This window comes from Streptomyces sp. NBC_00647, assembly GCF_045207245.1.
GTDB lineage: Bacteria > Actinomycetota > Actinomycetes > Streptomycetales > Streptomycetaceae > Streptomyces.
In genome coordinates, this window is record NZ_CP109040.1 from 1,182,411 (window position 1) to 1,203,081 (window position 20,671).

21 protein-coding genes are annotated in these 20,671 nt (G+C 72.2%); 10 read left to right on the forward strand and 11 right to left on the reverse strand.

Features of this window, described 5'->3' with window-relative positions:
* Positions 1–51 precede the first annotated feature (51 nt).
* Positions 52–759, forward strand: a complete 708-nt coding sequence (locus OG788_RS05215; protein WP_406369299.1) for an SDR family NAD(P)-dependent oxidoreductase — start codon at positions 52–54, stop codon at positions 757–759.
* A 58-nt stretch (positions 760–817) separates the two neighbouring features.
* Positions 818–1,444: an alpha-ketoglutarate-dependent dioxygenase AlkB gene (locus OG788_RS05220; RefSeq protein WP_406369300.1), complete on the forward strand. Its 627-nt coding sequence runs from the start codon at positions 818–820 to the stop codon at positions 1,442–1,444.
* A 33-nt stretch (positions 1,445–1,477) separates the two neighbouring features.
* Here OG788_RS05220 and OG788_RS05225 read toward each other — a convergent pair whose 3' ends face one another.
* From OG788_RS05225 to OG788_RS05235, 3 genes are all read right to left on the reverse strand, one after another.
* Complete coding sequence (locus OG788_RS05225) at positions 1,478–2,131, reverse strand: TetR family transcriptional regulator (protein ID WP_406369301.1); 654 nt, start codon at positions 2,129–2,131, stop codon at positions 1,478–1,480.
* On the reverse strand, positions 2,128–3,582 hold the full coding sequence (locus OG788_RS05230) for an MFS transporter (RefSeq protein ID WP_406369302.1): 1,455 nt from the start codon (positions 3,580–3,582) through the stop codon (positions 2,128–2,130). The genes OG788_RS05225 and OG788_RS05230 overlap by 4 nt, the downstream gene beginning before the upstream one ends.
* Positions 3,583–3,693: 111 nt before the next feature.
* Entirely contained in the window at positions 3,694–4,896 is a 1,203-nt protein-coding gene (locus tag OG788_RS05235; protein WP_406376672.1) for an FAD-dependent monooxygenase, read from the reverse strand.
* A 338-nt stretch (positions 4,897–5,234) separates the two neighbouring features.
* On the opposite strand from OG788_RS05235, the gene OG788_RS05240 reads away from it, so the two are divergent.
* Positions 5,235–5,639 carry a tyrosinase cofactor gene (locus OG788_RS05240; RefSeq protein WP_406369303.1) on the forward strand — a complete coding sequence of 135 codons (405 nt, stop codon included), beginning with the start codon at positions 5,235–5,237 and terminating at the stop codon, positions 5,637–5,639.
* Between the two features lie 33 nt (positions 5,640–5,672).
* Complete coding sequence (locus OG788_RS05245) at positions 5,673–6,497, forward strand: tyrosinase MelC2 (protein ID WP_351546462.1); 825 nt, start codon at positions 5,673–5,675, stop codon at positions 6,495–6,497.
* Positions 6,498–6,672: 175 nt separating this feature from the next.
* Here OG788_RS05245 and OG788_RS05250 read toward each other — a convergent pair whose 3' ends face one another.
* The 4 genes from OG788_RS05250 to OG788_RS05265 form a co-directional block, all read right to left on the reverse strand.
* Complete coding sequence (locus tag OG788_RS05250; protein ID WP_406369304.1) at positions 6,673–7,947, reverse strand: PQQ-binding-like beta-propeller repeat protein; 1,275 nt, start codon at positions 7,945–7,947, stop codon at positions 6,673–6,675.
* 188 nt (positions 7,948–8,135) lie between these two features.
* The gene (locus OG788_RS05255; RefSeq protein WP_406369305.1) at positions 8,136–8,843 is read right to left on the reverse strand and encodes a ribonuclease H; all 708 of its coding nucleotides are present in this window, start codon (positions 8,841–8,843) and stop codon (positions 8,136–8,138) included.
* Between the two features lie 39 nt (positions 8,844–8,882).
* Positions 8,883–9,881: an ArsR/SmtB family transcription factor gene (locus OG788_RS05260; protein ID WP_406369306.1), complete on the reverse strand. Its 999-nt coding sequence runs from the start codon at positions 9,879–9,881 to the stop codon at positions 8,883–8,885.
* Positions 9,882–9,994: 113 nt separating this feature from the next.
* A complete protein-coding gene (locus tag OG788_RS05265; RefSeq protein ID WP_351546478.1) occupies positions 9,995–10,792 on the reverse strand; it encodes a VOC family protein in 798 nt (265 codons plus the stop codon).
* 141 nt (positions 10,793–10,933) lie between these two features.
* On the opposite strand from OG788_RS05265, the gene OG788_RS05270 reads away from it, so the two are divergent.
* Together OG788_RS05270 and OG788_RS05275 are read left to right on the forward strand one after the other, a co-directional pair.
* Complete coding sequence (locus tag OG788_RS05270; RefSeq protein ID WP_406376673.1) at positions 10,934–11,950, forward strand: zinc-binding alcohol dehydrogenase family protein; 1,017 nt, start codon at positions 10,934–10,936, stop codon at positions 11,948–11,950.
* A 100-nt stretch (positions 11,951–12,050) separates the two neighbouring features.
* Entirely contained in the window at positions 12,051–13,235 is a 1,185-nt protein-coding gene (locus OG788_RS05275) for a PP2C family protein-serine/threonine phosphatase (RefSeq protein WP_406369307.1), read from the forward strand.
* Positions 13,236–13,240: 5 nt separating this feature from the next.
* Here the strand turns inward: OG788_RS05275 and OG788_RS05280 are convergent, their stop codons facing one another.
* On the reverse strand, positions 13,241–13,636 hold the full coding sequence (locus OG788_RS05280; RefSeq protein ID WP_351546484.1) for a nitroreductase/quinone reductase family protein: 396 nt from the start codon (positions 13,634–13,636) through the stop codon (positions 13,241–13,243).
* A 221-nt stretch (positions 13,637–13,857) separates the two neighbouring features.
* Entirely contained in the window at positions 13,858–14,340 is a 483-nt protein-coding gene (locus OG788_RS05285; RefSeq protein WP_406369308.1) for a VOC family protein, read from the reverse strand.
* A gap of 212 nt (positions 14,341–14,552) precedes the next feature.
* Between OG788_RS05285 and OG788_RS05290 the strand changes: the two genes are divergently transcribed.
* The 3 genes from OG788_RS05290 to OG788_RS05300 all read left to right on the forward strand — a co-directional run bounded on the left by OG788_RS05290 (position 14,553) and on the right by OG788_RS05300 (position 17,156).
* Positions 14,553–15,749, forward strand: a complete 1,197-nt coding sequence (locus OG788_RS05290; RefSeq protein WP_406369309.1) for an epoxide hydrolase family protein — start codon at positions 14,553–14,555, stop codon at positions 15,747–15,749.
* 149 nt (positions 15,750–15,898) lie between these two features.
* Entirely contained in the window at positions 15,899–16,552 is a 654-nt protein-coding gene (locus tag OG788_RS05295) for an ATP-dependent Clp protease proteolytic subunit (RefSeq protein WP_406369310.1), read from the forward strand.
* 1 nt (position 16,553) lies between these two features.
* On the forward strand, positions 16,554–17,156 hold the full coding sequence (locus OG788_RS05300) for an ATP-dependent Clp protease proteolytic subunit (RefSeq protein WP_351546496.1): 603 nt from the start codon (positions 16,554–16,556) through the stop codon (positions 17,154–17,156).
* Positions 17,157–17,182: 26 nt separating this feature from the next.
* Here OG788_RS05300 and OG788_RS05305 read toward each other — a convergent pair whose 3' ends face one another.
* Positions 17,183–17,665, reverse strand: coding sequence for a helix-turn-helix domain-containing protein (locus OG788_RS05305; protein ID WP_406369311.1), 483 nt, complete (start codon positions 17,663–17,665; stop codon positions 17,183–17,185).
* A gap of 126 nt (positions 17,666–17,791) precedes the next feature.
* A complete protein-coding gene (locus OG788_RS05310) occupies positions 17,792–19,165 on the reverse strand; it encodes a DUF6777 domain-containing protein (protein WP_406369312.1) in 1,374 nt (457 codons plus the stop codon).
* A 162-nt stretch (positions 19,166–19,327) separates the two neighbouring features.
* Here OG788_RS05310 and OG788_RS05315 point away from each other — a divergent pair, with 162 nt between their 5' ends.
* Positions 19,328–20,620: a streptophobe family protein gene (locus OG788_RS05315; RefSeq protein WP_406369313.1), complete on the forward strand. Its 1,293-nt coding sequence runs from the start codon at positions 19,328–19,330 to the stop codon at positions 20,618–20,620.
* The last annotated feature ends 51 nt before the right edge of the window (positions 20,621–20,671 follow it).

Consider the following 20,671-nt stretch of genomic DNA (forward strand, 5'->3'; position numbering starts at 1 on the left):
AGGAAGACCGGACTCCTGGCTGTCCGCACCACGCCGCCGGACTCTGGACGCATGACCACAACACTCATCACCGGAGCGAACAAGGGCCTCGGCTTCGAGACCGCCCGTCGGCTCGTCGCGGCAGGTCACACCGTCTACGTGGGCAGCCGGGACCAGGAGCGCGGCCGGCGTGCCGCCCGGGAACTCGGGGCGCGCGCGGTCGTCATCGACGTCACCGACGACGCGTCCGTCGCCGCCGCGGCGAAGACCATCGAGGCCGAGGGCGGCCTGGACGTCCTGATCAACAACGCGGGTATCGAAGGGCGCGGCGAAGGGAACAGCGTGTTCGGTGCCGCGGACGTCACCGCCGGGATGATGCGCGAGCTGTTCGAGACGAACACCTTCGGCGTCGTCCGCGTCACCCACGCCTTCCTGCCCCTGCTCCGGCGGTCCGCCGCCCCGGTCGTGGTGAACCTCAGCAGCGGCCTGGCCTCGCTGACCCGGGTCAGCGACCCGTCGAGCCCGTCCCACGCCTACCCGGGCGTCGCCTATCCGGCGTCCAAGACGGCCGTCAACATGATCACCGTGCAGTACGCGAAGGCGTTCCCGGACATCCGGATCAACGCGGTGGAGCCCGGCTACACCGCCACGGATCTGAACGGCAACACGGGGACGCAGACCGTGGCGGAGGGGGCCGGGATCATCGTGCGGATGGCACGGATCGGCCGGGACGGGCCGACCGGCGGCTTCTTCGACGCGGCGGGCCCGGTCCCGTGGTGACCACGACACCCGCCCACGCTATGGAACACATATTCGATTACCGGGGTACGCTGGCCGCATGGCCATGCACCTCCAGGGCTCACTCTTCGACCAGACCGACGAACTCCGTGCCGGTCCGCTGAACGGGATGCGCCGCACCGCGCTGGGCGACGGCGCCTGGATCGACCTGCTGCCCGGCTGGCTGAGCGGGGCCGACGAGCTCTTCGCCCGCCTCGCCGCCGAGGTGCCGTGGCGGGCCGAGCGGCGCCAGATGTACGAGCAGGTGGTGGACGTACCCCGGCTGCTCGCCTACTACCGCTCCGACGATCCGCTGCCGCATCCCGTCCTGGCCGAGGCCCGGGACGCGCTGTCCGCGCACTACGCCGACGAGCTGGGCGAACCGTTCACGACGGCCGGGCTCTGCTACTACCGGGACGGCCGCGACAGCGTGGCCTGGCACGGGGACAGAATCGGCCGGGGCGCCCGGGAGGACACGATGGTCGCCATCGTGTCCGTGGGCGCCCCGCGGGATCTCGTGCTGCGGCCCCGCCGCGGCGGGGACAGCGTGCGGCGCCCGCTGGGCCACGGCGACCTGATCGTCATGGGCGGCTCCTGCCAGCGCACCTGGGAGCACGCGATCCCCAAGACGTCGCGGGCGTCGGGACCGCGGATCAGCGTCCAGTTCCGCCCCGACGGGGTGAACTGACCCTCCTGGCCGTTCCCGCGGGGGCCGGCTCGCTCAGGGCGCGAGCTGCGCCTGCACCGCCGGCGCGTAGCGGTCGACGATGGTGTCGATCGTGGTGGCGCGCAGGTGCGAGCCCCGGGCGATGCCGTACATCACGCCGAGGCCGAGCAGGGTGCTCACGGCGAGTTCCGCGCGCAGGCCCGCGTCCGGCCCGCTCAGGCGCCCGGCGAGACGTTCGCTGACCTGGGCGCGGAAGTTGGCGCGCAGTATGTCGCCCTGTTCCCCCTGGAGCGGGGCGAAGACGATCCGCAGGACGGGGTCGGCGCCGCGCTGGGTCTGGCCTTCGAGGAGGTGCCGGACCATGTGCCGGCCGAGCGCCTCCAGCGGGGCGTCCAGCAGCGCGTCGGCGTCGGACTCGAAGGACATGACACGGGCGAACAGCGCGTCCTTGTTGCCGAAGTACTTGAGGATCAGCGGCGCACTCACTCCCGCCCGGTCGGCCACCGCCTTGAGGGTGATGTCCGCGTGGGCGTGCCGGGCCAGCAGATGGCGGGCCGCGCGCAGGATCGCCGCCCTGCTCGCCTCGGCGTCGCGCCGGGGCGCGGGGGCTGTTCCCCCGTCCGGTGCCGCGGAAGCCGGCGGCTCGCCGGGCTCCGGAACGGTCGGGGACGCCGCGCGACCGGAGTGCGGGGTGGTCACGGTGCTCATGCTCCTTCGAGGGCCTCGTCGCGGGGTGCGCCGGTACGACGGCCGGTGCGCCGGGTCTCGCGGGAGGCGGGGTCGGCGGGGTCGGTGGGTATCGACAGGGCGGCCGTACAGGCCACCAGTGCGACCGTACCCGCCATGGCGAAGGCCAGCAGATAGCCGCGCAGCGTGGGCACCGGGGCTCCCGCGACGAGGTTCGTGTGGTGCACCAGCACGGCGGCCACCGCGGCGCTGCACACGGCCTGCCCGATGGTGCGCATCAGGACGTTGACGCCGTTGGCGGACGCCGTCTGCCCGGCCGGCACCGCGCGCAGGATCAGGGTGGGCAGGGCGGAGTAGGCGAGGGTGGTGCCGGTCGCGCAGACCGTGGCTCCCAGGATGATCATCCAGAGGTCGCGGCTGTCCACGATCCGCAGGACGTAGCCGGAGGCGATGATCGCCGTGCCGAGGGCCAGCGTCACCCGGGGACCGCGGGATGCCGAGATGCGCGCCGAGACGGGCGAGAGCAGCAGCATGGTCACCCCGCCGGGCAGCAGGCACAGGCCGGTCGCCACGATGGACAGGCCGAGACCGTAGCCGGTGGCCGTGGGCGCCTGCACGAGCTGCGCGGTCACCAGTGAGTTGCCGTAGAAGGCGAAGCCGGTCAGGAGCGCGGCGATGTGCGGCAGGGCGACGCGCGGACGGGCTGCCAGCCTCAGGTCGACGAGGGGGCGTTCGGTACGCAGCTGCTGGCGCCACCACAGCGCGAGGACGGCGGCGCACGCGGCGAACAGGCCGAGGATCGTGGGGCTGGTCCAGCCCCAGGTACCGCCCTGCGACACGGCGAGCAGCAGACACACCAGTCCGGCGGCCAGGCCCAGCGCGCCCACCGTGTCGAAACGGCCCGGCTCCCGGACGGGCGACTCGCGGACCGCCCACCAGGCCAGCGTCAGCCCGACGGCACCGAGCCCGGTCGTCGCCCAGAACATCACGTGCCAGTCGGCGTACTGCACCAGAAGCGCGGCGAGAGGGAGCCCGAGGGCGGCGCCGATGCCCACGGTGGAGCTCATCAGCGCGACGGCGGAGCCCGTACGCTCCGGCGGCAGTTCGTCGCGCAGGATGCTGATCGACAGCGGGACCACGGCGGCCGCCGCGCCCTGCAGCGCCCGCGCCACGATCAGGACGCGGATGTCCGAGGTGAGCGCGCACATCAGCGAGCCGAGCGTCATCATCCCGAGCGCCATGAGCAGCACACGCCGCTTGCCGTACATGTCTCCGGCGCGGCCCAGGACGGGAGTCAGCACGGCTCCGGCGAGAAGGGTCGCCGTCACCATCCAGGAGACCGCGCCCGGCGAGGCGCCCGTCAGCCGGGGCAGGTCGGGCAGCAGCGGGACGACCACCGTCTGCATGACGGCCATGAGGATCCCGCCGAACGCCAGGACGGGGATCGCGAGCCGCTCGCGCAGAGCCGCCATCGGCACTCCAGAAGTAGACGTACAGAACGAGGTGAATGACAATTCACCATAGCGGTGAATTGTCATTCACCTCAAACGCCGCCGGCTTCTCGCGAGGTGGCCCGAGGGTGTCTACCGGCGCGCGCGGGCCTGCACGCCGCGGGCCACCTTCGGCCCGAGCCAGCGCTTGAGGCGGCGCAGCGCCTCCAGCTGTCCGGCGGCGCGGTCGATCCGGTAGTACAGCTGCGGCGGGACGTACGGCAGGAGCGGCGAGTGCCGCTGCCCGAGCAACGCGAACATCTGCGCCGGCGGAAGGCGGATGTAGCGCGGCAGGTTCTCGTACCACTGCGCACTGTGGCGGGCCGCGCTCTGCACCGACAGGAGCTCCGCCTTGCGCTCCCGCTCGTACTGCGCGAGCGCGGTTTCGAGGTCGTCGTGCTCCCGCAGCGCTCGGGCGAGGGAGATGGCGTCCTCCAGGGCGAGGGTGGTGCCCGCGCCGATCGAGTAGTGGGTGGTGTGGGCGGCGTCGCCGAGCAGGACGAGGTTGCCGCGATGCCAGGTCCGGTTGGTCAGGGTGCGGAAGGTGAGCCACCGCGCGGTGTCGTCGGCCTGCGCCCGGCCGATCAGCTCGTGCCCGTCCAGCAGGTCGGCGAAGAGCTTCTCCAGCAGCGCGAGACCGTCGGACTCGCTCGCCGCGTCGAGTCCGAGGCCGGACCAGGTCCGCGGGGAGCACTCGACGACGAGGGTGCTCCGGTCGTCACCGAAGCGGTAGGCGTAGCACCAGATCCAGCCGTGGTCCGTCTCCACGAAGGAGAACGTGAAGGAGTCGAAGACCTTGGTGGTGCCGAGCCAGATGTAGTAGTTGCGCCCGAGGTCGAACTCGCTGCCGAAGTGGCCGGCGTGGCGCTCGCGCAGGGCGCTGTTGACTCCGTCCCCGGCGACGACGAGATCGGCGTCGGGCAGCCGGTCGGCCTCGATCTCCCGCTCGTACTCGACACGGACCCCCAGCGAGCGAGCCCGCTCGGCGAGCAGCTCGAGCATCCGACGGCGGCCGATACCGAATCCCTCGTCACCGGGGTGCACGGTCGTGCGGCCCCCGACATGGGCGACCCCGTCGCTCCAGGAGACCGAGTTCTCGCTGACGGCGAGCGCGGACACGGGGTCGCCCTCGCGCAGCTTGTCGAGCAGGCCCGCCCAGTAGGTCACGCCCCAGCCGTAGGTCGATCCGGCCGGGTTCCGCTCATGGACGGTGATGTCATGGGACGGGTCCTGGAGCTTCATCAGGATCGAGAAGTACAGGCTTGCGGGTCCGCCACCGACGCACGCGATCTTCACGCGCACTCCCCTATGTTGCACAAAGCGGTCAGTTGATCACGAAGGGTAGCAGGGCGTGCCATCCCCGGAGTTCACGCCAGATCGCGGGCGTGAGCCGGGCCACTGGCCACAGGTCGCGGCCGCAAGATCATCGACATCGGGCCTCCCGGCAGGAGGATTTCCGGCCGCCGCCGCGTCACGAACACCCGGGACAACAAGATCATCTTCGTTCAACCTTGCACGACATGTACGCGATTGTCCGGATCACAGCCAACCGACATTCGGCGATTTCTCCCGCTCTTTGACGACCCGATAGGCATATCGGGTCATCAACACAGCTGATCACAGGAGGTCTCCGCATGCCGGAACTCACTCGTCGCCATGCCCTCGGGGCCGCTGCCGCGCTCGTCGCGGCCGCCGGGGCCCAGACCCTCGCCGCGTCCGCCGCGTCCGCGTCGCCGGAACGGCCGACCACCCCGCGCTCGTCCATGGCCGACCACCACCACGGCGGCCCGGAAGCATTCGACGAGGTCTACCAGGGGCGCCGCATAGAAGGCCGCCCGGTCACCGGCGGCGGTCACCATCACGGCGGCGGATACGCCGTGTTCATCGACGGCAAGGAGCTGCACGTGATGACGAACGCGGACGGCAGCTGGATCAGCGTCGTCAGCCACTACGACCCCGTGCCCACCCCGCGAGCCGCCGCACGGGCCGCCGTCGTGGAGCTCCAGGGCGCGCCGCTCGTGCCCATCACCACCAACTGAACCACCCAGCAAGAAGATCGTGGAGTCCCGCACATGACCGTACGCAAGAACCAGGCGAACCTGACCGCCGACGAGAAGCGGCGCTTCGTCGACGCACTGCTCCAGCTCAAGCGCAGTGGAAAGTACGACACCTTCGTCACGACGCACAACGCCTTCATCCTCGGCGACACCGACAACGGCGAGCGGACGGGCCACCGTTCACCGTCGTTCCTGCCCTGGCACCGCAGATTCCTTCTCGAGTTCGAGCGGGCCCTCCAGTCAGTGGACCCGTCGGTGGCGCTGCCCTACTGGGACTGGAGCAGCGACCGTACGGCGCGCTCGTCCCTCTGGGCGCCCGACTTCCTCGGCGGCACCGGCCGCAGCCTGGACGGCCGGGTGATGGACGGCCCGTTCGCCGCCTCGGCGGGCAACTGGCCGGTCAACGTGCGCGTCGACAGCCGTACCTATCTGCGCAGATCGCTGGGCACCGGGGTCCGGGAACTGCCGACCCGCGCCGAGGTGGACTCCGTGCTCGCCATGGAGACGTACGACATGGCGCCCTGGAACAGCGCCTCGGACGGCTTCCGCAATCACCTCGAAGGCTGGCGGGGAGTCAATCTGCACAACCGGGTCCACGTTTGGGTGGGCGGCCAGATGGCCACCGGCGTCTCCCCCAACGACCCGGTCTTCTGGCTGCACCACGCCTTCATCGACAAGCTGTGGGCGGACTGGCAGCGCCGTCACCCCCGCTCCGGCTATCTGCCGCTCACCGGCACCCCGAACGTCATCGACCTGGGCGAGACGATGAAGCCGTGGAACGACACGCGGCCGGCCGACCTGCTCGACCACACCGGGTTCTACACGTTCGACGCCGCCTGATCCCCGCCTGATCCCCGTCCGCCCGTACCCGGCGGTCCCTGCCCGGGGGCCGACCGGTCACGGGCCGCCGGGGCACGGGCCGCCGGGTGCGGACCGGACCGGCGCCGGTCGCGCCCCTCTCCGTCCCAGGGCCTCGGCCGCTCTCCGGGTATCCACCGCGTTGCGGTTGCCGTTGCTAGGTCGCCACCGCGTGGAGGTAGCCGTTCTCGCTGCTCACGAAGGCCACCCCGTCCACCACGGCCGGCACCGAGTAGACGGGCGCACCGGTGTCGAACCTCCAGCGTGATGCACCGGTGTCGGCGTCCACCGCGTACAGATGGTGATCGGTGGCGCCGATGTAGACGACCTCACCGGCCACCACGGGCGCCGCCAGGCCGCGCTTGCGGGTCGAGAACTTCCATCGCCCGTGACCGGCCGTGTCCACCGCGCGCAGTTTGCCGTCGGCCGTCCCGGCGTAGACGACCCCGTCGGCGACGGTCGGCGCCGAGAACGCGGCGCCGACGTCGGGCGACGTCCAACGCTGCTCGCCGTCCGCCGCGCGCACCGCGTGGAGCGTGCCCTTGTCACTGCCCGCGTAGACCACGCCGTCGGCCACGGCGGGAGGGCCGAACACGGTGCCTTCGGTGGCGAGGCTCCAGCGCTGATCGCCGGTGGCCGCGTCCACCGCGTACAGACTCCCGCGGCTCGCGGCGTACACCGCTCCGCCGGCCACCACCGGCCGCCCGGACACGAAGCTGTCGGCGTGGTGCACCCAACGCCGCTCGCCCGTCGAGGCGTCCACCGCGTGCAGGCCGCCGTCCGCCCCGCCGACGTAGACGACGCCGTCGGCCACGGCCGGTGAACCGGGGCCCGCGGCGAGGACCCGCCAGCGTTGTTCACCGGTGGCCGCGTCCAGGGCGTAGAGGTGGTCGTCGACGCTGTTGAGGTAGACCACGCCGTCGCCGACGACGGGCGACCCGAGGCCGACGCCGGAGAGGGGGCGTTTCCAGCGGGCCCGGCCCGACGAGACGTCCACCGCGCACAGGCTGCGCGAACCGCTGATGTACACCATGCCGTCGGCGACCGCGGGCGACCCGTACACGAGCCCTCCGACAGGGAATCGCCACAGGCGCTCGCCCGAGGCGGGCCGGGGACTTCGGCCGGAGGATCCCAGCTCGTGGATGTTCCAGCCGGCCAGGACGAGGCCGGTGACGGCGGCGCCTAACCCGAGTACGCGCCGCCGGGAGGGGCTGCCCACGGGCTCCACGATCTCGTCCGCCGCCTCGGAGGCCGGCGGCCGCGTCCGCTCGGTCACCGCGCGGAGCATGGCGGTCACCGGCTCGGGGAGCCAACCGGTGCCGGTGGGCGCCGAGTCGACTCCCGGGCCGCTCCTCGTGGCGACCGCGAGCCGCTCCAGGAGCGCGGCCACCGTGGGCCGCGCCTCCGGTTCCTTGTCCGTAACAGCTGTCACCCCCCTGCCCCGATCCCCGGCATCCGCCGAAGGTCCCTCATCTTTCCCGACACGCACCGTGTTCGCACTACCGTCCGGATGCGACGGCGCGATCCACCCGGAGGACTGAACGGGCGGATCGCACAAGGGATTAGGGACGGGAAGCTGGTGCCGGACGAAGGCTCCGCGGCGCGGGGAACGCCAGGGCGTCAGGCGTCGCCCGACTCATCGGTCCGGCACTCCGGGTGGCCCCAGCCCTGGGCGTTCTTGGCGATGGGCTCGCCCGCCGCGTAGGAACGGCCGCACAGGCACCGGCCGGGGAACTTGGCCTTGATGGTGCGGCTCGACGTGCCCTGCCGGGGCGTCTTGGCCGCGGGGCGGCGGCGGGAGGCTCCGGAGGGGGCGGGGGTGTCGGGCGACGCGGGCGGTTCCGCGGACCCGAGGTCGCTGCCCGCGGGCTGCTGCACGATCGCGGCCTGGCTCGCGGCACGGTCGGCGAAGTCGTTCAGCCGGTCGCCGTCGACCTGGTGGGCGGGGACGTAGCGGAACTCCACCGTGCGCCCGTCGAGGAGTTCGTCGATCCGGGCGACCAGTTCCTGGTTGGCGACTGGCTTGCCGGCGGCAGTCTTCCAGCCCTTGCGCTTCCAGCCCGGCAGCCAGGTCGTGACGGCCTTCATCGCGTACTGGGAGTCCATCCGGATCTCCAGCGGCACGTCCGGCGCCATCGCCGTCAACAGGCGCTCCAGCGCGGTCAGTTCGGCGACGTTGTTGGTCGCGGTGCCCAGCGGTCCCGCCTCCCAGCGGGTCGGGGTCTCGTCCCCGTCGGCGACCACCCAGGCCCATCCGGCGGGTCCCGGGTTTCCCTTCGAAGCCCCGTCACAGGCGGCCACAACGCGTTCAGGCATGCCCCCGATCATGCCACGCCCGGCCGGGGGCGCCGCCCACGGGGCGCGGGCTCACCGCACTCCGGAGAAGCCGGCGGTGTCCAGCAGACGCAGGCCGAGCGGGGTGGCCGCGTGCAGCACGTACTTCCCGTCACGACGGCTGGCCACCAGTCCCCCGTCGCGCAGGACGCTGATCTGGTAGCTGACGCTGGGCATCGCGATCCCCACCGCCCGGGCGACCTCGGAGGTGGTCCGGGAGCTGCCGGACGCCACCTCGGCCAGTACGGCGGTCCGGGTGCGGCCCAGCAGGCGTTCGATCCCGTCGTCGGCGTTCCGCGCCACGGTCAGCGGGGCCTTGGCCACCGGGTAGACCAGGACGGGATCGAGCCCGGGGTCGGCCAGCGCGGTCGGGCGGCGCCAGCAGAAGAACGAGGGGACGAGCAGCAGCCCGCGCCCCTCCAGATACAGATCGCGCTCGGTGGGATAGTCCACTTCGAGCACCGGGGCCCGCCACCGTGCCAGCGGCCGCAGCCCCTCGAGCAGCGCCTGCGTGCCGCCGTCCAGGACGGTCCGGGTGCGCAGGTCGACATCGTTGCCGACCGCTGTGCGGATGTGCGGCCAGTACGGCTCCAGCAGGGTACGGAAGTAGGCGGCGAGGGCGCCCGCCAGGGACCCGAGCGTGTCGTTGCCGGGGCGGCCCAGCGAGGTCGCCCAGGTGGGCAGCGGACGGGACTCGGCCAGCCGGGTCAGCTCACCGGTCAGTCTCGCCCGCGGCGTGCGCCGTAACGCGTCGAGCCCGGCCGCCAGCCCGCCGCCGGTGACCGGCGGGGTGAGGAAGTCCGGGATGTACCCGGCCGCCGGGATCAGGGCCCGCAGCGGGCGCAGCGCGCGGCCCGCGAGCGCGTCCTTGGCGAGACGGTCGCGGGCGGCGCGCCGCCAGTGCCCGAACTCCAGCGGCCCCTGTCCGGTCTCCAACCGGCAGACGCTGCAGATCAGTTCCCACAGCGGATCCGGCTGCCGGGCCACGCGGACGTTCTGCAGATCGTGCGAGGTGAAGTGAATGCGAAGCATGCGGTCTCTTTCGCTCGCCGTCCTGGTGGGGGATCCGGCCACCCGAGGGTGCCACGGCCACAAGAAGGGACGAATACCGCAAGCGTGTGGTTGCCCGCGCGCGCGGGACAGCGTCAGGACACGTCGTTCATCTTCGGCATTTCGCCCTGGGTCGTCGACATGTCGATGACGGAGAACGACGCGCCCTGCGGGTCGCTCAGCGCCGCGAACCGGCCGAACGGACTGTCCATCGGCCCGAAGCGCAGGATCGCACCGCGCTCGGTCGCCTTCGCCACCGCCTCGTCGCAGTTCCCGACGGTGAAGTAGACGTTGACGTACGACGGCACCTCGGGCGGGAATTCCTCCGTCATCTTCATCCGGCCGAGGACCGGCTTGTCGCCGATGCTGAAGATGCGGAAGTCGACGTTGTCGTCCTGCACCTGCTGGGCGCTGAAGGGGAAGACCGCCGGGAAGAACGGGTCGGACTTCTCGGGCTCACGGGTGAAGACCTCGGCCCAGGCGTACGCGCCGGGCTCACCGATCGATTCGAAGCCCTCGTGCACACCCGCCTGCCAGACGCCGAAGACGGCCCCGCTGGGGTCCCGGGCCAGCGTCATGGTGCCGAAATCGCCGACCTGCATCGGCTCCATCAGCACCTCACCGCCGTTGGCCTTGATCTTCTCGGCGGTCGCGGCGGCGTCGGGTGAGGCGAAGTACAGACACCAGGCGGACTGGCCCTCCTGCCCGGGCATCGGCGGCACGACGGCGGCCACCGCCTTGCCGTCGGAATAGGCCTGCGTGTAGTTGCCGTACTCCGATGACGCCTCGCCGAACGTCCAGCCGAGGACGTCTCCGTAGAAACTCTTGGCCCCTTCGACATCGCTGAACATCGCGTCCGCCCAGCAGGGCGTTCCTTCAGGCTGTACGGCCATGACTCGACCTTCTCCGGTTCGGTGAACGGTTGCGCTGTTCACGCTAGCCAGCCTTCGCGCGGGCCGCGCGCCGAGGAACGGGCGCTGGACGACACTGGAGGGCGGGCCGACCTGGTCGTCCAGAGGACGGGGTACGCGATGATGCGGGCGTGGGAAGTGGCGGAGCCGGGGCCGATCGAGGGAGAGCTCCTTCGCCTCGTCGAGAAGCCGGTGCCGGCGCCGGGGCCGGACGAGCTGCTGGTGCATGTCCGCGCCTGCGGGGTGTGCCGCACCGATCTGCATGTCAGTGAGGGCGACCTGCCCGTGCGCCGCCCCGGGGTGACGCCGGGCCACGAGGTCGTCGGCGTCGTGGCGGGCACCGGAGGCGCGGTGAGCGGCTTCGCCCCCGGCGACCGGGTGGGCGTCGCCTGGCTGCGCCGTACGGACGGCACCTGCGGGTACTGCGAGCGCGGGGCCGAGAACCTCTGCCCCGCGTCCGAGTACACCGGCTGGGACGCCGACGGCGGCTACGCGGAGTACACGACGGTGCCGGCCGCGTTCGCCTACCGGCTGCCCGAGGGCGTGGACGACGTCGCCCTGGCGCCGCTGCTGTGCGCGGGCATCATCGGCTACCGGGCCCTGCGCAGGGCCGCGCTGCCGCCGGGCGGCCGGCTCGGCCTGTACGGCTTCGGCGGCAGCGCCCATCTCTGCGCGCAGCTCGCGCTCGCCCAGGGCGCCACCGTGCACGTCCTGACGCGGGACCCGGCCGCGCGACGGCTGGCTCTCGCGCTGGGGGCCGCTTCCGCCCGCGGGGCGTACGACGAGCCGCCCGAGCCGCTGGACAGCGCGATCCTGTTCGCGCCGGTCGGTGATCTGGTCCCGGTCGCGCTGCGCGCGCTGGACCGGGGCGGTGTGCTGTCGGTCGCGGGGATCCATCTGAGCGACGTCCCTCCACTGCGCTACGAGAGCGACCTGTTCTACGAGAAGGAGCTGCGCAGCGTCACCTCCAACACACGCGAGGACGGACGGGAGTTCCTGGCCCTCGCGGCCCGCCACGGCATCCGCGCCACGACACACGTCTATCCCCTGGAGCGGGCGCGCGAGGCCCTGCGCGATCTCAAGGCGGGCCGCTTCGACGGGGCGGCGGTGCTGGTGAACGACCGGCCGCCGCAGAGCTGAGCATGCGGGCACGCCGACCGCGTGCGTGGATGGACCCAGGCGGTGCTTCGGTGGAGGTGCGATGGCGGGCCCGGGCGGTGGCGGCACTGCGGGTGCGGGGGTGCCTTTCGGCGCCATGGAGGACGCCGTCGAGTCGATCGGCACCACGCTCGACGAACGGACCACCTGCGAGGAGCTCGCGACGTTCGTCCACCGGCACTTCTGCGAGGCCGCCGCGGTGGACCTGCTGCCCACGGATGTCGTGGCCGACCACCACTCCCCGGCCCCGGACCTCTCCCGCGTCGCGGCGGCCGGCGACACCCGGCTCCTCACCCCGTCGGGCGGTCCGCGCCCCCTGTCCGTCCGGGCACTCGACGAGGGGCATCCGATCGCCTCCTCGATCGACCTGTCGGGGCGGATCCCGCGGCAGGTCATGACCGTGCCGCTGCTCGCGCACGGACGCCTCTACGGGGTGCTGCTCGCCGTCCGGCGGGGAGCGGCGTTCACCGACGCGGCCATGTCGGGCGCGCACTACGCGGCGCGCCTCGCGGCCGTCCACCTCGGTCACTCCCGCCGCCACAACGCCGTCCGCAGCACGGTCCTGGACCTCCAGCGGGCGCTGCTCGCCGAACCGGGCCGGCCGCATCCGAACCTCGACCTCGCCACGCGCTATCTGCCGTCCGGGGGAGGCACCCTGGTGGGCGGGGACTGGTTCGAGACCGTACGGCTGCACTTCGGGCGGACCCTGCTCGTCGTGGGCGATGTGATGGGCCACGGTCTGGACGCGGCGGTGGACATGAACGCGTACCGCTCGATGCTGCGCTATGTCGCCTCCACGGACCTGCCGCCCCACCGGGTGCTGCGCCGTCTGGACGCGGCGGTCGCCGAGGACGGCACCCGGCGTCCGGCCACCTGTCTGCTCGTCCGGGTCGATCCGGCGCGCGGCACCGCGGCGATCGCGGGAGCCGGACATCTGCCCCCTGTCCTGTTCGCCGGGGACGGTTCCGGCGAACTGCTGCCGCTGCCGGTCGGACCGCCACTGGGCACGGGGGTGGGCGGCTACGAGCAGGTGACCCGTGACCTCTCCCCCGACGACACCCTGGTGATGTTCACCGACGGACTCGTCGAGCGCCGCGGCGAGGACATCGACGAGTCGCTGGCGCGGCTGGCGGCCGTGCGGGTGCCTCCGGGTGCGGGGGTCGACGAGCTGCTCGACGAGGTGCTCGTCAAGCTCGACGCCCGGCACGCGGAGGACGACGTGGCGGTGCTGGCGGCCCGGATCCGTCCCCGGAACCACACGGCCTGACGCGGTCAGCCGGTGAGGTCGACGCGCACCGTGGTGAGCCCGGCGCCGACCAACCGGACGGCGGCGCTGTTGAGCCGGGGCAGGGTCTTCAGCCGGGCGCGGGCGTCGTCCCCGTGGAGCACATGGGCGGTGCCGGCATGCCAGCGCCCTCTGACGCGGACGCGGACGCGCGGATCGGCCAGGATGTTGCGCACGTACTGCGACCGGTCTCCGTACTCGGAGACGAACCAGAACTCCCGCCCGACCAGCCGGCCCCCGATCGGCGTCCGGCGCGGCAGGCCCGAGGTGCGTCCGGTCGTCTCGATGAGCGTCTGCACCGGCAGCCGCTTGAGGACGGGATTGCCGATCCGTCGCTGGAACGCCGTGACCGTCCGGTACTTCAGCTCGTGGTGGCGCGACACGCGTGGTCCTCCCCTGGGCCGTGGACCGCCATTCTGCGGTGCCCGGGGACAACGCCACCGCACCGCCCCACCGTTCGGGGAAGGCCGGGCCCCGCGAGCGTGTCCGGCACTGTGCTCGGGTTGGCCCATGCCGCCGACGTACCGGGCGGGGCCTGGGCGGGCGGAGCACACGCCGCGCAGGGCACCCGCGTGCTGCCCGCCCGGTCCGCGACGCCGGACGCCTACTCCCCCGCGTACACCTTCTCCAGGGCCGCGATGTCCAGCTTGGACATCTGGAGCATCGCCCGGGTCGTGCGGCCCGCCTTCTCCTGGTCCGGGTCGCTGATCAGCTCGATGAGCCGTGCGGGCACCACCTGCCAGGACAGTCCGTACTTGTCCTTGACCCAGCCGCAGGGGCCCGCCTCACCGCCGTCCTCGATGAACCTGTTCCAGTAGTGGTCAACCTCCTCCTGGTCGGCGCAGTGGATCTGGAAGGAGATCGCCTCGTCGAACGTGAACTGCGGCCCTCCGTTGAGCGCGACGAACTTCTGGCCGTTGGCCACGAACTCGGCCGCCAGCACCGAATCGGCGGGTCCGGGCCCGGCCTCGGTGTAGCGGCCGATCCTGCCGAGCCTGGAATTCTTGAAGATCGCTACGTAGTAGTGGGCGGCCTCCTCGGCCTGGCCGTCGAACCACAGACAGGTGGTGAAACCGTCGGCGGGCATGCGTACCTCCTCGGACGGGAAACGTCGTCACTACTGTCGACTGATCCTCGTCCGAAAACTCATCTGCCGCGCGCGCACGAAGGCGGCCGCGCCCGCCCGGAGCTGTCCCCTCCACCGGCTGCTACCGGCCGGTGATCCCGAGCCGACGGGGCTTCCGGCGCCGGGAAAATTCGATGCCGGGCGCGCCTCGCGCGGAGTTAGCATCCGCGGACATGAACTTCACCGACACCTCCGGCGTCCATCCGTTCCGCGTCGACTTCCCGCAGAGCGACCTGGACGACCTGCACCAACGCCTCGACCGCACCCGCTGGCCCGACGAACTGCCCGGCGTGGGGTGGGCCTACGGGGTCCCGAGGGACTACCTCCGGGACCTCGTGCGGTACTGGCGGCACACGTACGACTGGCCCGCGGCGCAGGCCCGCCTCAACACCTGGCCGCAGTTCACCACCGAGATCGACGGGGCGCGTCTGCACTTCGCGCACATCCGCTCTCCGGAACCCGACGCGACCCCGCTGATCATCACCCACGGCTGGCCCGGTTCGATCGTCGAATTCACCGAAGTCGTGGGGCCGTTGACCGATCCGCGCGCGCACGGCGGCGATCCGGCCGACGCCTTCCATCTCGTCGTGCCGAGCATTCCCGGATTCGGGCTCTCGGGGCCGACGCGGGACACCGGCTGGGAGTTCACCCGGGTGGCCGCCGCGTTCGCCGAGCTCATGCACCGTCTCGGCTACCGGCACTACGGCGCGCAGGGCGGGGACTGGGGCGGTGCCGTCTCGCGCGAACTGGGGCGGGCCCACCCCGACCGGGTGATCGGCGTCCACCTCAATCTGCTGCCGGGCTCGTCCGCCGTCACCGAGCCGGCCTCCGAGGAACTGGCCGCGCTGCCCCCGGTCGAGCGCGAGCGCACCCTCGCCTCCTGGCGGCGGGGCCAGGAGTGGAACCGTGACGAAGCGGGGTACGCGGCGATCCAGGCGACCCGGCCGCAGACGCTCGCCTACGCCCTCACCGACTCGCCGGTCGGCCAACTCGCCTGGATCGCGGAGAAGTTCCGGCAGTGGACGGACTCGAAAGACCGTCCCGAGGACGCCGTCGACCGGGATCTTCTGCTCACCAACGTGATGCTCTACTGGCTGACCGGCACGGCAGGTTCCTCCGCGCGGATCTACTACGAGCGCGCCCACGCCGCCTATTGGGGCACACCGCCCGAGCCGTCGGTCGCTCCGACCGCGCTCGCCGTCTTTCCCGAGGAGAACTTCGTCGCGCTGCGCCATGTCGCGGAACGCACCGACAGAATCGTCCGCTGGACCGAATTCGACCGGGGCGGCCACTTCGCCGCGATGGAGGAACCGGACCTGCTGGTCGCGGACGTCCGGGCGTTCTTCCGCGAACTCCGCGAGACCTCCTGAGGAAAGCGCCGGAACCGCTCTGCGCCACCGGGCTTTCGGGCTCTGCCCACAGCGAATCTGCTGCCGGCCGAGAAAGCCGGACCCGCACCGCCGACGGACCGAGAGTGGAGTCAGCGGCGACGCCTGCCGCGTCACGACTAGGAGGATCCATGACTCCCCTCATCACCGGCCGGTATCCGGCCCACGCGCCGCGGGCCGAGGAGGGCGACACCCCCGCGACCCGCTTCGACGACCATCTGGCCGCGCAGTTGCTCGCCCAGCGGATCGTCTTCCTCGGCACCCAGGTCGACGAGGTCTCCGCGAACCGGGTCTGCGCCCAGCTTCTCCTGCTGTCCGCCGAGGACGCGCGCACCGACATCAGCCTGTACATCAACAGTCCGGGCGGATCGGTGACGGCGGGCCTCGCCATCTACGACACCATGCGGCTGATCCCCAACGACGTCTCCACGCTCGTGATGGGTTTCGCGGCGAGCATGGGGCAGTTCCTGCTCAGCGTGGGGACGCGCGGCAAGCGCTTCGCGCTGCCCAACGCGCGGATCATGATGCACCAGCCCTCCGCGGGCATCGGCGGCACCACCGCCGACATCGAGATCCAGGCGCAGAACCTCGAGTTCACGAAGCGGGCCATCGAACGGATCACCGCGGAACACACCGGCCAGAGCGAGGAGACGATCTCCACGGACGGCGACCGCGACCGCTGGTTCACGGCCGAACAGGCCAAGGAGTACGGCATGGTCGACCGGGTCGTGGAGTCGCTCGACGACGTCCGCCCGGCCGCGTCACGGCGACGGATGGGACTCTGACATGGGTACGTACACGATTCCGAACGTCGTCGAGCGGACCCCGCAGGGCGAACGGTCGTACGACGTCTTCAGCCGGCTGCTCTCCGAGCGGATCATCTTTCTCGGCACGGAGATCGACGACGGCGTCGCCAACGTCGTCATCGCGCAACTCCTCCATCTGGAGTCGTCGAGTCCGGAGAGCGAGATCGCGATCTACATCAACTCCCCGGGCGGCTCCTTCACTTCACTGATGGCCATCTACGACACGATGACCTTCGTGCAGGCACCGATCTCGACGTTCTGTGTCGGGCAGGCCGCCTCCACGGCCGCGGTGCTGCTGGCCGGGGGCGATCCCGGACGGCGGTTCGTCCTGGAGCACGCCCGCGTCCTGCTCGGCCAGCCGGCGAGCGGCGGGCGCCAGGGCACGGTGTCGGACCTGAGCCTGCAGGCCAAGGAGATGCTCCGTATCCGCTCGCAGGTCGAGGAGGTTCTCGCCCGGCACACCCACCACGACATCGCCACCCTGCGCGCGGACATGGACCGCGACAAGATCTTCACCGCGCAGGAGGCCGTGGCGTACGGGCTCGCGGACGAGATCCTGAGCCGCCGTCTCGCCCTGATCTGAGCCGTGGCGTCACCGGGCCTGCCGGGTCAGGCGGCGAGGCACATGCCGTCGTACCGCGAGGCCGAGGTCGTGGCGGAGCGGCCCCGGCCGGACACCGCCCGGGTGTGGCGGGCCAGCTCGTGCTGGGCCAGCGACAGCAGCTCGGTGAGGCCGAGGCCGAGGGCGCGCGCGGCGGCCGCGAGGACTTCCGAGGAGGCCTCCTTGCGGCCGCGCTCCACCTCGGAGAGGTAGGGCATGGAGATACGGGCCGCGTCGGCCACATCCTTGAGCGTCCGCTCCTGGGCCAGGCGCTCGCGACGCAGGACGTCACCGACGAGGTCGCGCCACAACGGCTCCTTGCCCGTGGGAGCGGCAGGCGCCGGTCCCCGGCCCGGCGCGAGGACCGGCCGGGGCCGCTGCGGTACCCGTCCCGGGGCGTCGGCCGCCGCGGGGGTCCGGGACGGCGCCGGCGGTGCTGCTGCCCGGCGCAGCGGGATGACGCGGGCTTCGTTCGGCATGTGGTTGCTCACCCCTTCAGCCTAGAAGCGCCGGGCCGTACGGGAAGGGACCGGCATTGCGCTCTCGGTGAATCCGGCGGAACGCCGCGGGGCGCGGGCGCGACCTGCCGGTGCTCCCGGCATCCCGACGGCCGCTCCTCAGAGTTCGGGGGCCGTCGCCGAGTACCACGGCGCGCCGTTGGCCGACGCGGGAGAGGAACCGGCCGAGGACGCCGCCGACGACTGTGTCGTCAGACTCTCGGACGCCGAACCGGACGACGGGGCCGACTCCGTGACGGTCGACGGAGGCTCGCTGGACGGACTCTCCGGCTTCACGGAGGACGGCGAGGAAGAGGACGAGGAAGGAGAAGACGAGGACGAGGACGGCGACGAGCTGTCGGACGACGGCGAGCTCGGCGAGCAGCTTCCGGGTGCCGACGGCGTACCGCCGGGCGAGGAGGCGCACGGCGACGGGGAGTTCGAGACACTCACCGACGGCGAGGGGTTCACCGGCGGATGCGTCTTCTTGTCGTGCTTGCCGTCGTCACCCCTGTTCCGGGCGATCCACTCGTCGTTGTCCGGGTCGAAGATGACGAACACGTTGATGATCGTCGTCGAGGGCGCGACGACCACGACGTTCTGCGAGCGGTACGACGGCCACGAGTCGCCGGTCGGCTTGGGGGTGCCCTTCTGCGGGACCGGCGTCAGCAGCGGATTGCCGCACGCGCAGCGCACCCGGGGCACACCGCGGGCGTCCACGAGGACGGCGGTGCCGGCCTGGAGGACGGCCTGGTAGCTCGTGGCGGCACCGTTGCGGTAGCCGTGGTTGGTGACGCGGGTGTCCATGCGCAGCTGTACGGGGGTCAGGGAGCGCAGGTACGCGGGGACCGCGTCCGGCTGGATGCCCTCCACCGAGGCGAACGCCTTGTTCTTCGCCGGGTCCGCCTGGAGCGCGCTGATCTGCTTCTCCACATCGCAGCTGGCGACGTTGCGGGTGCCGCCGTAGAGGCCGGGCGCGGAGCCGGTCACGGCCCGGGTCGCGTTGGCGGGTGCCGACGCGGCCGGAGTCGAGGGGGTCTGGGGTTCGGTGGAACTGTCGTTGGCGGTCGACTCGGTGAACGGATCGGGCCCGGTCTTGCTCGCGGACTGCAGGAACACCTCACCGCCGGTGTTCTTGCTGCCGCCGTTGCCGGTGGTGAAGACCAGGCCCAGGATCACCGCCGCCGCCACGACACCGGTGATCAGCGCGACGCGCGGCGCCGACCGCCACCAGGGTCGCTCGGGTCCGCCGCCCGCCCCTCCGGGCCCGCCGGCTCCACCTCCGGGCCCATCGGCTCCACCGCCGGGCCCGGAGGGGCCACCCGTGCCACCGCCTCCCGTGCCTCCGGCTCCGCCGCCCGCGCCGGACGCGCCGCCGGGCGGTCCGGCGGGCGGGCGTCCGACGGGCTGGGTCGGGCTCGGCTGGGTCGGACCCGACAGCGGGCCCGAAGGCGGTCCGGTGGGGCGGCCGGAGGACGGCGGTTCGACACTCACGAGCTCTTCTTCCCGACGGAGGGATGCCACGCCGCTCAGGTGTTTTGCGACGCTTTCTTCCATAACGAACCCATTGTGTGCTCCGGTCCGGCGATGCCCGCAAGCCGACGCGGTCGGCCCTCCCGAGGGGCGGAGCCCGTCGGTGCTGCTTAGCGTGGCAGCGTGAGTCCCCAGACACCGTCCGACCAGCCGGCCCACCGCAGCGGTGCGCGTCCGGCCGCCCGTCACGGCTGGCTCCAGGCCCTCGTGACCGTTCTGGCCGGGCTGCTCCTCATGGGGGTGGTCGCCGCCCTCGGGCTGTGGGCGTCCGGCGCCATGGACCTCCCCGACAACGCCTATCCGCGCGTGGTCGCGGCCACCGTCGTGACGGCGGTCGGCGGCACGATCGAGTTCACCGGCGACGCGGGAGCGATCGCCGAGACCAAGGCGGGCCTGACGGTGATTCCCCTGTCGGTGACCCTGGCCGGTGCGCTGGTGCTCGGCGCGGGATTCCTGCGGCCACTGCGGCACCGCGCCGTGGCCGGCGCGCCGGAACTGGCCGGGTGGGCCGGCCGGATCGCCGTCCTGTGGCTGCTCGCCCTGATCGGGCCTGCCGTCGCGGCCCGCCAGAACTTCACCGTCGACCTCGGGGACGGCACCATCAGCGCCATCGGCGACCTGTTCGGCGCAACGCCCGAGGTGGGGTTCAAAGCCGACGTGGCGCAGACCCTGGTCTTCGGAGTGCTGTGGCTCCTGGGCGTGCTCGTGATCGCCCTGCTCGTCGCGCGGGGCGCGCCGCTCCCCGCCCGACTGCTGCGCTTCCAGGAGTCGGTGCGACCGGCCGCGTACGCCATGGTGGTCCTCCTGCTCACATGCGTCGGCCTCGGTGTGGTCATCGGGCTCGCGGTGGCGGCGACCCGCGGGCATGTGTCCGAGACCTTCGCCGTGATGCTCCTCGGTCTGCCCAACCTCGTCTGGCTCGCGTTCACCGTCGGTCTGGGCGCGACCTGGAACGGACGGGTGGATGGGCCGTTCGGGTTGCCGATGCCGCGTGTGCTCGACGAGGTGCTGCGCACGCCGGACGTCTCCGCGGTCAATCTCCGCACCCTGGGCGACTACGACGGCAGGATCTGGTGGCTGCTGGCCGTCGACGCCGTCCTGCTCCTCGGGGCGGCGTTCCTGATGGCGGCCCGTTCACCCGCCCGGACGCGCGCCTGGCAGCACGCCCTCCACATGGCGGTCGCGCTCGCGCTGACGGTGCTCATGATCTGTCTCCTCGGCCGGATCTCGGCGCACTACGGCCTGTCGATCCTCGGCCTCGGCGACATCGGCGGCGGCCTGAACGGGGAGCTCTTCCTGAAACCCCAGGTGTGGGGCGCCCTCGGCCTCGCCGTGCTGTGGGGGCTCGTCACCGGTTTCCTCGGCGCTCTGTTGGCCAAGGGCGTCCGCCGAAAGGGTGAGGTGGAGTCCCGCTGATCCCGGCCGCGGCGGGCAGCCGTGCCGTCGGCGGGCGGCGGGGTCTCCTCC

Coding starts and splice junctions, on each gene's coding strand:
- OG788_RS05245 (WP_351546462.1), top strand. CDS start 5,673: ATGACCGTACGCAAGAACCAGGCGAACCTGACCGCCGACGAGAAGCGG.
- OG788_RS05265 (WP_351546478.1), bottom strand. CDS start 10,792: ATGGCCGTACAGCCTGAAGGAACGCCCTGCTGGGCGGACGCGATGTTC.
- OG788_RS05230 (WP_406369302.1), bottom strand. CDS start 3,582: ATGGCGGCTCTGCGCGAGCGGCTCGCGATCCCCGTCCTGGCGTTCGGC.
- OG788_RS05225 (WP_406369301.1), bottom strand. CDS start 2,131: ATGAGCACCGTGACCACCCCGCACTCCGGTCGCGCGGCGTCCCCGACC.
- OG788_RS05300 (WP_351546496.1), top strand. CDS start 16,554: ATGGGTACGTACACGATTCCGAACGTCGTCGAGCGGACCCCGCAGGGC.
- OG788_RS05215 (WP_406369299.1), top strand. CDS start 52: ATGACCACAACACTCATCACCGGAGCGAACAAGGGCCTCGGCTTCGAG.
- OG788_RS05290 (WP_406369309.1), top strand. CDS start 14,553: ATGAACTTCACCGACACCTCCGGCGTCCATCCGTTCCGCGTCGACTTC.
- OG788_RS05260 (WP_406369306.1), bottom strand. CDS start 9,881: ATGCTTCGCATTCACTTCACCTCGCACGATCTGCAGAACGTCCGCGTG.
- OG788_RS05270 (WP_406376673.1), top strand. CDS start 10,934: ATGCGGGCGTGGGAAGTGGCGGAGCCGGGGCCGATCGAGGGAGAGCTC.
- OG788_RS05295 (WP_406369310.1), top strand. CDS start 15,899: ATGACTCCCCTCATCACCGGCCGGTATCCGGCCCACGCGCCGCGGGCC.
- OG788_RS05285 (WP_406369308.1), bottom strand. CDS start 14,340: ATGCCCGCCGACGGTTTCACCACCTGTCTGTGGTTCGACGGCCAGGCC.
- OG788_RS05255 (WP_406369305.1), bottom strand. CDS start 8,843: ATGATCGGGGGCATGCCTGAACGCGTTGTGGCCGCCTGTGACGGGGCT.
- OG788_RS05240 (WP_406369303.1), top strand. CDS start 5,235: ATGCCGGAACTCACTCGTCGCCATGCCCTCGGGGCCGCTGCCGCGCTC.
- OG788_RS05220 (WP_406369300.1), top strand. CDS start 818: ATGGCCATGCACCTCCAGGGCTCACTCTTCGACCAGACCGACGAACTC.